The organism is Klebsiella sp. JN_Kp126 (assembly GCF_033843325.1).
Lineage (GTDB): Bacteria > Pseudomonadota > Gammaproteobacteria > Enterobacterales > Enterobacteriaceae > Klebsiella > Klebsiella michiganensis.
The window spans coordinates 1-10,030 of the sequence record NZ_JAWXQV010000011.1 but is presented as its reverse complement, the minus strand read 5'-3'; the positions used below and the strand labels follow the sequence as shown (position 1 = coordinate 10,030).

Annotated in this window: 8 protein-coding genes and 1 pseudogene; 5 read left to right on the top strand and 4 right to left on the bottom strand. The window is 45.9% G+C overall.

Annotated features, from left to right (window positions below; all coding sequences use genetic code 11):
• Positions 1–77: 77 nt before the first annotated feature.
• The 4 genes and pseudogenes from SIK97_RS00660 to SIK97_RS00645 all read left to right on the top strand — a co-directional run.
• Positions 78–914 (top strand): HAD family hydrolase, encoded by an 837-nt coding sequence (locus SIK97_RS00660; protein WP_000770925.1) that lies wholly within the window; start codon positions 78–80, stop codon positions 912–914.
• Positions 915–1,569: 655 nt separating this feature from the next.
• A complete protein-coding gene (locus SIK97_RS00655) occupies positions 1,570–2,349 on the top strand; it encodes a Hachiman antiphage defense system protein HamA (protein WP_057173943.1) in 780 nt (259 codons plus the stop codon).
• The gene (locus SIK97_RS00650; RefSeq protein WP_032677266.1) at positions 2,333–5,866 is read left to right on the top strand and encodes a DEAD/DEAH box helicase; all 3,534 of its coding nucleotides are present in this window, start codon (positions 2,333–2,335) and stop codon (positions 5,864–5,866) included. Before SIK97_RS00655 ends, SIK97_RS00650 begins: the two co-directional genes overlap by 17 nt.
• Positions 5,867–5,995: 129 nt before the next feature.
• Positions 5,996–6,184: pseudogene (locus SIK97_RS00645) on the top strand (IS3 family transposase); the annotation flags it as partial.
• Positions 6,185–6,445: 261 nt separating this feature from the next.
• Here the strand turns inward: SIK97_RS00645 and SIK97_RS00640 are convergent.
• Together SIK97_RS00640 and SIK97_RS00635 are read right to left on the bottom strand one after the other, a co-directional pair.
• Complete coding sequence (locus SIK97_RS00640) at positions 6,446–6,742, bottom strand: helix-turn-helix domain-containing protein (RefSeq protein WP_001542733.1); 297 nt, start codon at positions 6,740–6,742, stop codon at positions 6,446–6,448.
• 306 nt (positions 6,743–7,048) lie between these two features.
• Positions 7,049–7,609 (bottom strand): hypothetical protein, encoded by a 561-nt coding sequence (locus SIK97_RS00635; RefSeq protein WP_004016094.1) that lies wholly within the window; start codon positions 7,607–7,609, stop codon positions 7,049–7,051.
• Positions 7,610–7,706: 97 nt separating this feature from the next.
• On the opposite strand from SIK97_RS00635, the gene SIK97_RS00630 reads away from it, so the two are divergent.
• Positions 7,707–8,039, top strand: coding sequence for a helix-turn-helix domain-containing protein (locus SIK97_RS00630; RefSeq protein WP_071598204.1), 333 nt, complete (start codon positions 7,707–7,709; stop codon positions 8,037–8,039).
• Positions 8,040–8,212: 173 nt separating this feature from the next.
• On the opposite strand, the gene SIK97_RS00625 is transcribed toward SIK97_RS00630, so the two are convergent.
• Complete coding sequence (locus SIK97_RS00625) at positions 8,213–8,716, bottom strand: hypothetical protein (protein WP_001140767.1); 504 nt, start codon at positions 8,714–8,716, stop codon at positions 8,213–8,215.
• Positions 8,709–10,030: hypothetical protein (locus SIK97_RS00620; RefSeq protein ID WP_319610908.1), on the bottom strand; the 1,322-nt coding region annotated here is incomplete at its 5' end. The genes SIK97_RS00620 and SIK97_RS00625, both read right to left, overlap by 8 nt.

Genomic DNA, 10,030 nt, shown 5'->3' with positions numbered 1-10,030 from the left:
CTAGCGTTCAAATTTTTCAAGCTCGATAGACAGAACGGAGCAAATGAAACGGCAACCTATGCTATTGAAGGTTTATCATGAAATTACTTATCACCGATTTGGATAATACACTGTACGATTGGGTAAGTTTTTATTCCCAATCATTTAGTGCTATGGCTGAGGAACTATCAAAGGAGATAAATGTTCCTTTAGATATACTTTTGTCCGAGTATAAGGTCATTCATCAGAGGTTTGGTAATTCTGAAAAACCGTTTGCTACTCTAGAGTTGCCATCTGTTATTTCTTATTTTGGGACCAATGATAAGATTTTATTACAAAAAAAACTCACGCGAGTATTTTCTGCTTTTAGCTCAAAGCGCAATCATACATTGAAATTATACCCTACTGTCAGGGATACTTTAAATATTTTAAGGGAGCGTGGTGTTAAGATTGTCGGTCATACTGAATCTTTAGAATATAATTCTTTGTATCGCCTTTATAAGCTTGATGTCATTGATTTTTTTGATCACCTTTACACAATTGAAGACAATCACAATCTCCACCCCAATCCTAAAAACGCAAAAGTTATTTCAGTAAAAGATGATTTTATTATAAGGTTATCTAGTGCTGAATCTAAGCCTAACCCAAAACTCTTGGAGCACATTTGTCTCACTGAAAATGTAGATATTAAAGATGCGGTATATGTTGGTGACTCTATTACTAAAGATATATCAATGGCAAAGTCTATTGGAATGAAAGCTGTTTGGGCTCGCTATGGTCGTCAGTTTGCTCCCGAGCTATGGGAAATTTTAGTGAAAATAACACACTGGACTGATAAAGATGTTGAAAGAGAAGAGCAACTGAAGGAATCATTTTCAAGAGTTAAACCGGATTATTCAATTAATAGTTTTGCAGAAATTTTGGATCTGATGTGATTTTCATTATGGTTCCAAGATCTTAAAGGATTTTGGAACCACTTTATACTGGCTTTATTATCACAAAAGTGATTGGCCTGGCCCCCATTTTATAAGATATCTCAATTTTCGAAAGGCACCATAATCTGAATCGACACTTCTTAGTTTCAGGAGTATCTCCTACCAGTAAAATCGCAGCAAGGATTGATAGGGGCCTGAGAGATATTCATCCCTGATTTTGTGTAGCTCAACAGCCAGTCCAATGTATGGCACAGTTTAATTCACGTCACCGATTCTATATGTATAGGATTTCCTTACGATGAAAGTGTATCTTGTACAAGTTTCAGCTAGTTTCATCTACGGACACGGGGGTACCCAAAACAGAGGGAGGAGCAAAAAACGCATAAGACAATGATTTTTTTCGACAATCGTAAAAGTATTGGGAGATCACTGCCTATTAGGCTTACAAACTGTTAAAATTCCCATCAATTTTTCATTGACTGGGGCAGCGGACGAATTAACTGACGGTTATACCCGGGTCTCAGCATACGACTAAAACCTACATTTGCAGAAATGTTACACCCAACTTCCAAGGTGCAATCGCTCTACGAATGGTTGTTAGTGAAAAAAGGGTCATCGCATGAAGTCTAACCTTTTTCGAATTAAGGAGTAGGGTATGGTCCCGTTCTATGATTGGTGCGACTCGGCTGACATGCCATTAGGTAATCACCATGTTCGAGTCATGACGGGCCGGCCAGGAGAAATTGCGACTGGCATTCAGATGACAGCTAGGGCTATCCCCGCCCACTACACTACAGAGGAGCGGATTGCCGCCGCGCTTGCGAAGTTAGGTAAGACAGCAGCTGCTCAAATGCTCAACGATCTCCTTCCGCAAACTGCGCATATTAGGTCGGGTGACCTTGGCGAGATCTATGCAACAGAATGGATTGATGCGTACAGCGGTTATCGAGCGCCTATCAAAAGACTGCGCTGGAAGGATCATCGAAATATGGCAATGCGCGGCGATGATGTCATCGGTATGCTTCTCGACGCTGAAACACAGCGACTCAGCTTCCTGAAAACAGAAGCTAAAAGCCGTATTAACCTGCGCGCTCAAACGCTTGAGGAGGCTCGGAGCGGCTTAGATAAGGATAGCGGCCTTCCCTCGTCGCATGCGTTATCTTTTATCTCGGCCAGACTTATGGAGATAGGCACCGATGCACCGCTCGTAGACGCAATCGACGAGGCACTCTACCGGCACGGTATCCCGCCCGAGAGCGTTAAACATCTACTCTTCACGTTTTCAGGTAACCCACCACAGACGCTCCTAACACAGGCGCTACAGGCCTATCCTGGCCCGATTGGACAATGGGGTGTCGGTTTGCATATCGACAACCATGCTGCTTTTGTCGGAGCCGTCTACGATCGAGTAATTGCCGATGCCAACAACCCCTGATGCTATCATTGCTGCTATAACGGACGCGGCGACGGTCGGCTTTCGCGGCAGGCTAATTGCACGAGGTCAGGCACGTGCAATGATCTGGCGTGACGGTGTTCTTCCTCCTGGTGCGCCGGATTTCTCGGCTCAACTCAGCTTCGATCTTCACAGTTACGCGTATGGTTTGCTTGGACTAGGTCTGCGCCTTTTAGAGTCAGATGGCGACCCGAATCAAGCACGGATCGCATTCGAACAGGCGGCGACAGCGCTTGAGTCGGTCATGGCCAACGGCAATCGCGAAGAAGCTGATCGCGATTTCCATTTTCTCCTTGCAGCTGCCAGTTATCACCTCGCGCACCTTTCTGCCCGGGCCTATTCCCTCCTCGCAATTGTGGCCGATGAAGCAAATTTCTCGCCGATCGAGCATGCGCTAACTCTGTTGATACGCCGAGATATCAATTCGCTGCGTACACGCGTATATACCTTTCGTCTCGATGGTCGTGGATCTGATGCGACCATTACGACATTCTTACAGCAGCATCTCACCGAGTCCATCGTTGCCGATGCGGCGGAACGAGATGGAAAGGACTTTCTTTTCGAAGGCCTGAATCTCGCACTGACAGATGTTTTCTTCGGTGCCTTTTCGATGTTCCTGCTCGCCCTAGATCGCGGTGAATATACTCTTCTCGAAAAAGCGATCGCCCAGCTTCGTGAAAACCTCGATATCTGCGGGGAGCTGAACCTTATACCGCAATGGTGGGTGCACCGGATTGCTATCCATCTGCTTAAAGATTTCTGGTCGAACACCTTCCACGAAAAAGTTCCGCTGCTTCCCGCTGGCGGCGTTGCCCCTTCATGGCCTGTCCTTCGTGAACTCTTTATTGGCTTGCTCGCTCGACGCCCAAGGGCAGAGGTCGACTTGTGGCCGTCGCAGATTGAAGCGGCATCGCGAGCTGTCAACCAGACCGACAACCTCGTTGTTTCGTTGCCGACCAGCGCAGGTAAGACCCGCATCGCTGAATTGTCTATTCTGAGATGTTTAGCCGGTGGGAGGCGTGCCATTGTCGTGACCCCGCTTCGCGCTCTATCTGCGCAAACCGAAGCCACACTTCAGCGTACCTTCGGGCCACTCGGCAAGACCATTTCTGCCCTTTATGGCAGTATCGGAGTGTCCGGCTTCGACGAAGATGCCATCCGCGGGCGTGATATTGTTGTCGCAACCCCAGAGAAGCTCGATTTCGCCTTGAGGAACGATCCGTCACTGCTCGACGATGTGGGCTTGCTCGTTTTCGATGAGGGCCATATGATTGGTTCAGGTGAGCGCGAAGTTCGTTACGAGGTTCAGATTCAGCGCCTCTTACGTCGTAAGGACGCAGATCAACGCCGCATAGTCTGTCTATCGGCAATTCTTCCGGACGGAGATCAAATGGAAGACTTCTCGGCGTGGCTACGGCGCGATCAACCGGGAGGTCCCATTAAGAACGATTGGCGTCCGACGCGTTTGCGGTTCGGCGAGGTCACTTGGAATTCGCCGACAGCGCGCCTAAATCTTCGCGTTGGTGAGGAAAGGCCATTTGTGCCCAGATTTCTGACTGGTGCGGCACCGCCGCTGTTCGTACCACCGAAGAAGCGTCGCAACCGACTCTTTCCGGACAATCAGCAGGAGTTGAGCCTTGCAACCGCATGGCGTCTAGTCAGAGATGGTCAGACAGTGTTGATCTATTGCCCAGAGCGTCGCAGCGTCGAACCATTTGCCAAGGTCATCGTTGACTTGCACTCGCGCGGTGCACTCGAGTCTTTGCTAACAGTCGAATTGACCACTTTGCAGATCGCTATAGCACTCGGTGAGGAATGGCTTGGGACAGACAGCTATATTCTGAAATGCCTTCGGCTTGGTGTGGCTCTTCACCATGGTGCCTTGCCGACAGCTTATCGCAAGGAAATCGAGCGCCTTCTGCGAGAAGGTATACTCAAGGTCACGATCTCATCGCCGACTCTGGCGCAGGGACTCAATCTCTCGGCGACAGCGGTCGTCATGCACTCGCTCTACCGGCACGGTGAAATGATCAAGGTTTCGGAATTCAAGAATGTCATCGGCCGAGCAGGCCGTGCTTATATTGATGTAGAAGGCCTTGTTCTCTATCCCATCTTTGAAGATGTGAATAACAGGAAGCACAACAAATGGGTCAATCTGATAGAAGACCACGGTGCTCGTGAGATGGAAAGCGGGCTCATCCAGCTCATCTTCTCGCTGCTGAGCCGCATGCACTCTCACATCGGCGGTGATCTCGACCATTTGATCGACTATGTTGTCAATAATGCTGCTGCGTGGGTCTTCCCAGAGGTTGCCGGTGAAAAGGTTGATGAGCGAGAGCAGGCGCTGAAAGAGTGGGATCGCCATATGGCGACACTAGATACCGCCATTCTCAGTCTCATTGGTGAGGCCGATGTACCCGATGACCAGATCGAGACCGCTCTCGACAGTATTCTCCAATCTTCACTCTGGCAACGCCGCCTGCTGCGTGTTAACGACGAATCACGGGCTGCCTATCGCACCGCGCTGTTTACTCGGAGCCGTTATATCTGGGCGAATTCGACTGCCGTCACACGGCGTGGTTATTTTCTGGCTGGGCTTGGCCTTGAAGCTGGACGTGCGCTGGATGCAATTGCACCGGAGGCGAACAATCTGCTCATGCAAGCTAATGCAGCCTTGGTTGTATCAGATCATGAGGCTGCAATCACTGCGATCACAGATATCGCCGAACGCGTGTTCACCTTTTATCCGTTTGAACCAGACACGCTCCCGGCGAATTGGCGTGAAATCCTCAGAGGTTGGCTGCTTGGGCATCCGTTGGCAATGATGATCGCCGGAGAGGAGGTAGACGCATTGCAATTTATTGAGGGCGGTCTGGGCTATCGTCTTCCTTGGGCTATGGAGGCGTTGCGGGTACGTGCCGCCGCCAACGGTGATACCGTTGGCATGCCAGCACTAGCGTTGGAAGATTATGAACTCGGCCTTGCTGTTCCAGCTGTCGAAACGGGGACGATGAACCGCTCAGCCTCAATACTGATCCAGGCGGGTTTTAATTCACGACAGGCGGCCATCAAAGCCGTCACCGATACGGCTGCTAACTTCACGAACGGGGCGGAATTGCGCGATTGGTTGCGTTCACCTGGTCTCGCTGTCTATTCGGCACAACCAAACTGGCCAACGGCCGAAGCTCGGACTATATGGCTCGAATTCATCCAGGAATTTGCTCCGTCAGACAACCTTTCTTGGGCGCGGCGAGATTATCTTGGAAACGTCAATTGGTTCGATGTTCCGGCGCCTTCCGGAACTCCAGTCGGTCTCTTTCATTGGAACGGACAACCGCTAGTGCTTGCACCAGATGGGCACGCGATTGGTCTGCTACAACACCCTCTTAACCTTAATCGGCGAGGACTTGTGCGAGCGACGGTCGCTATGAATAACGGCCAGATCAATCTGAGCTATCTCGGCCCTGATGATTTGTGGGTAGTTGCGAAGCCACATTAAGATATACTGCTATAAAGGAATTAGCTGGGGATCCCTGTGGTAGATCACTGTTTTCACCATATGTTCAAACACGTTAGGATTTAAATTTTAAACCACGCCACCCATAACCGCGCTATCATGCCATTTTGCGGCAACTGCTGGGATAATGCGGTGGCCGAATCGTTCTTCAGTTCGCTGAAAAAAGAACGGTTCAGGAAACACATATATATAACATGTGATATGGCCCGGGAGTATATCTTCGATTACATTGAAATGTTCTACAACTGGGCCCGACGCCACAGTCATCTCGGCGGCGTCAGTCCTGAGGCCTTCGAATAGGCCTCGTCGTGAAGACACAATTTATCTACGGGCGTGGGGGTAGCCCAATGGACCGAGAATTCTGAATACTGACGTGGCGGATAACAGCCATGTGGCGTTCCTTCGAAATTCACGAAAGTTGCATTTACATCGAAGTTACAGGAATTATGACACACACTTTCTGATTTAAATGTGATGCAATAGGTATCAAGGTTTGATTGAAGAAACATTTAGATGAGGTCCTAAAGCTTCTTCACCCATCGTTTTGCATACGCGCAACTATCACCAATCTTCACTCCTTGCCGGTAAATCAAACTCTTTTTCTACAAATTTTGAAGTTCTTGCATCCGTTAAAATAGGCGCAGAATTAAGGGACATCTCCACTCCTAAAATATTTAACACTTTGTAGAGTCGCTGAAAACTTGCCTTTGAAGGATTTGCCTCAAGACGAGCGTAAGTCTGCTGAGTCACACCCAATCTGGCAGATAATTCTCTTTGAGTTAATCCTTTCGATTTACGAAAACCAATTAAAAGCGGGCGTAACTGACTGAGAAGTTTAACTGGAAATGCAGTATCCATAAGTAGGTGACCATGTTGATTAGTTTAAAATATGTTCAATAATTGTAAAAAAACAGCCTGTAGGGAGTTTTTTTACTTTACAGCTTATAAGGTGTAATGATGAACTCGTTGTTTAATGAGTAGCAGTGCAGATTGAAAGGTTGCATATGGGGTCGGCTGGGATTATATTTATTACGGACTAGCATATAGTGGTACGTGCTGTTAATGATCATTTTTATGATGATTTATCAGTGCATGAGATGGAGAGGGCAAGGCTTTGCCCTCTCTTCTTCATGGTTCCATTTAGCTTCAAATAGTTATAAACACTCATTGCTTTATCGAAACAGATTCATTAACGATACTAATTAATGTGTTTATTTTTTCATTTATCTTAATGTGTTTTTTTTCTTGTTCAAAGGAAAGTTTCCTAAATTCATCCTCTCTACTCGGCACAGCAATGATTAATTCTTCATAAATCTCCTTTGCTCCTGTTACTTTTGCCAACTCACTGCTGTATTTTTCAATAAGAGACTCTATTTTAATGTTTACGTTGCTGTTTTCATTGCTGGTTGCATTTGAAACAAGTTGACAAGAAGAACTTGATGTTGCCTCAATTAAATCCACACTTTCTATTGCAACATTAAATTCAGATGTTCTTGAGTATGAATATTGATATACGCCTACTTTTCGTACTTTACTTAATAATCCATTTCTAACCAGACGTTGAATCTGGTTATAAGTAAAAGCTTTTGCCTTAAAAAAAGTTTTTTGAAATGAAAATCGCTCGATAAGAATTTTCGCTACATCGTTACTGGTGAAGTTATCCTTCCCAATATAAATGATTGCAGAAAATATGTACGACTCAGGGTTGGTTACTCGACTATTCATAGGGCTAAAACAAGGCTGTTAACTTAGGATTGCTAAGTATACAACAATGGCAGATACTTAGACAATCTAAGCATTCGAGGCCAATGAAGATGAATCAGTGTCTGAAAAAAATCCGATACCAGAACGACTTAAGGAAGCGAGATGCAGGGCGGGTTTATCACAGCGCTCACTGGGCCTCCTTGTTGGGTTTGATCCCGCTTCGGCTAGCAGTCGTATGAATCATTATGAGAAAGGGCGGCATGTCCCCGATATTGATACGCTTCGACGGATGGCGTCAGAGTTAAACGTGCCGTTAAACTACTTTTTTTGTGATGATCAGACCACAGCAGAACTTGCATTACTCATATCCCGGATGACAGAGGAAGAGCGAAGTAATCTTATCGAAGCACTCAAAACGTCTTCAGGTGTAAAACATGGTGGTAACAACTGATGTTCTACAAAAGGCTATTGATCTTTTAGAAGGTAATAAAGTGCAGCATTAAACTGGTGTAAAGAGCCAAATCGCCATTAGAATGGAAGACTCCCTTCGACATAAAGGACATAGAAGAGGGAGTATTGATAATTAGCGCGCTAATTTTACGAATAGAGTAGGGCGTTTACTCATTAGCTCATTCTTGAATTTCTTTTGCGCTCAGCAAGTTCTCGAATGAGATCGTCTGCAAGCATGTCCTCAACTTTGATAGGAGTTGCGTTGTCGATATACTCAATGATGTCGGCGAGCGCCAGTACATTTCGTTCATATTTAGCTTTCAATGCTATAATTTCAGCATCAAGACGATTTGCCTTACTTATATAAGCAGCGCCGGTTCGCCCCATAGCCAATTTAGCCTTTTCATCTGTTGTCAACTCTCGTTTACCATCTTCATAGTTGTTATGCTGGCGAAGCCTGTAATTATTGATGATAATTTTTCGAGAGGTGAGGGTACTAATGCCACCTTTAACTATTCCTTTGGCTTTAAGACGGGCATGTAACGTGGATGGCTGAATTGGGGATTTTTCCAGTCCCTCTTGCACCATGGCTTGTAGCTCGGCTTTGATGTAAGCATCAAGTTCCTTACCCTGAATGACTTTATCGTCTGCATTGCGACTGCGTGGGGTCTTAGCCATTATTATTTCTCTCTATACGTTTCTGTTCAATAAAGAAAAGATCAGCTAGGGTTTTTGGGGTTTTGCCAATTAGCATTTGTTTATTAATTCGCTCAATAACTTTATATAATGGGTTGTTCAGATCATCAGAAAACAGGGAAACCAGTTTTTTCTCGCCTTGAACCTTTATAGCATCAGCTTCAAGAGCCTCGAGCACGATGAGAGCTTCTTCCTGTTCTTTTAAAGCCAGCATGAAGCCTGGATTCACTATAGTCAACTTACGGAGTTGAATGATTTCTTTTCGCTTGTTTGATAAACGTCGTGATGCTTCTTCCGCTTCGCCAAGACGACCTGTAAGAGTGAAGTAGCCACAAGGTAGACCAGACTGACACTTAAGCGCATGAGGACAACCCCAGCGAGCTACATCTCTCGTACAGGCTCCAAATCCAAGAGGATGCAGTTTTGCATGGCGTTGAAGCAGTGATTTCGCCTTATCAGCCAAATTTTGTTGTACTAACTTGTCATGTGCACGTTTTAGTTCAGGCAGAAACTTATCGGACATTGTGCCAGTTATATAGTCCACAACCTCAGCAGTTGTTTCACCAAAAGTCTGCATGTTCTGCTTCAGATTATGCTCGGTATTGAGCTCAGGATTTATCATTAGTGAGGTTGTTAATTTAACGTTTCCAACACCTGTGTTTTTTACCGTCTTGGAAGACCGTGATAGAGCTGCCATTCTGCGGCTAACCTCAGTTCTGGGGGAGGGTAGGTTGACCGGAATGCAGGGCTTCTGCTGCGTAGTAAAGAGTGATAGCTGGAAACTCTTCGTGAGAGCTTGAATGTTCTCATCATAAGCCTTTTCCAGCATATTGATTGCTAGAGAAGCGGTCTGATAGGACTGTGATTCGACCTGATGCTGATAGTGTTTATTCTGGGTGATATCAACACGCCCCATTAGGATGGCCTGAATATGATCCGTCACTCCAGCGATTGCCAAGAATGTATTTATGTTATGTCTCGGTACATGCTTTTTGATAATGACACGGGACCCATCATCTTCAAAAAGATTAAAGTGATCAAAGATAGATTTTCGGTTTTGTGTTCCGCCTAACCAAGCTTCTATTGAGTTTTCATCAAGTGGAAAAATATGTTGCAATGAAACAAAATCTTTACCAATTCCAAATGCACCTTCCGGCATGATGAACATCAGGTCTTCATAATTGAAGTGTTCCCAGTCACCATTGTTTTTGGCTGAAATTATGCACTGGTGCCCAGGCTCAAAGTTTTTTGCTTGAGCGTAACGCTGATAGACATAATCATTCAACTGTTCTTTAG